The sequence below is a fragment of the Sphingomonas sp. LH128 genome, assembly GCF_000293195.2.
Classification (GTDB): Bacteria; Pseudomonadota; Alphaproteobacteria; order Sphingomonadales; family Sphingomonadaceae; genus Novosphingobium; species Novosphingobium resinovorum_A.
In genome coordinates this window covers 1-712 of the sequence record NZ_ALVC01000564.1, presented here as the reverse complement: position 1 = coordinate 712, position 712 = coordinate 1, and the positions used below count along the sequence as shown (strand labels likewise).

Annotated in this window: 1 protein-coding gene; it reads right to left on the bottom strand. The window is 61.5% G+C overall.

Going from position 1 to position 712, the window contains the following annotated elements:
- Positions 1-138: 138 nt before the first annotated feature.
- On the bottom strand, positions 139-300 hold the full coding sequence (locus LH128_RS34905) for a hypothetical protein (RefSeq protein WP_327195328.1): 162 nt from the start codon (positions 298-300) through the stop codon (positions 139-141).
- Positions 301-712: the final 412 nt, after the last annotated feature.

Here is a 712-nt window from a genome sequence, read left to right as displayed (position 1 = left end):
TCCTCGCCCTCGATGCGGGGATGTGGCTGCATGACCTGCACGAAAAATGTCGACAGGGGCCGGTCGTATCCGATGGCGACGCTGCTCGCGACGCCCTGCCCGGGGAAACTGTATCGGCTCATGATGATGGATCTCCGGTCAGTTCACCAATGCCAGCCATTCCGCGTGCCAAGGGCGCGGGAACGGATTGTAGCGGATGAAGGTGGGGACAAGAGGAAGCCCCATCGCGGCGAGGCTTTCAACCATGGAAACCCGCTGGGGGGCTTCGGCAAGGTCATCTTCCAGCATGAAGCCCAGCATGGCAGCTTAATGGACCTGTTCACAAGTGAGCATTATTTAGTCCAGTGTATCAAGGAAGGTCTCCCGGCGCTGCACGAAGCATTCGATCCGTGCGACGTCGGTGCGAACCTGATCGGCAACCTGTTGTGTGGGGAGCATGGGATGTCTCCCTAAGCGGCGATGGCTTCGCGCTGATCGGCGCCGTTGTCTCGAAGGGCGCGGGCGACCCCACGATGGCATCGAGGCGCAGATCGCGACGGATGCGGGCGGCAAAGCGGGTACGCCGGACGAAATCGCGCATGGGGGCAAAGCGCAGTTTCTGACCGGATGCGGGACCGCGCTTGGCGAAGTATTGCACCTCGTTGCCTTCATGGGGCGGGCCCACGCTGAGCATGATCGAAATGTCATCGCTCGACAGCGCGACATATCCTGC

Bases quoted from the DNA above. Each gene is read 5' to 3' on its own strand.
- LH128_RS34905 (WP_327195328.1), bottom strand. From the start codon at position 300: ATGCTGGGCTTCATGCTGGAAGATGACCTTGCCGAAGCCCCCCAGCGG.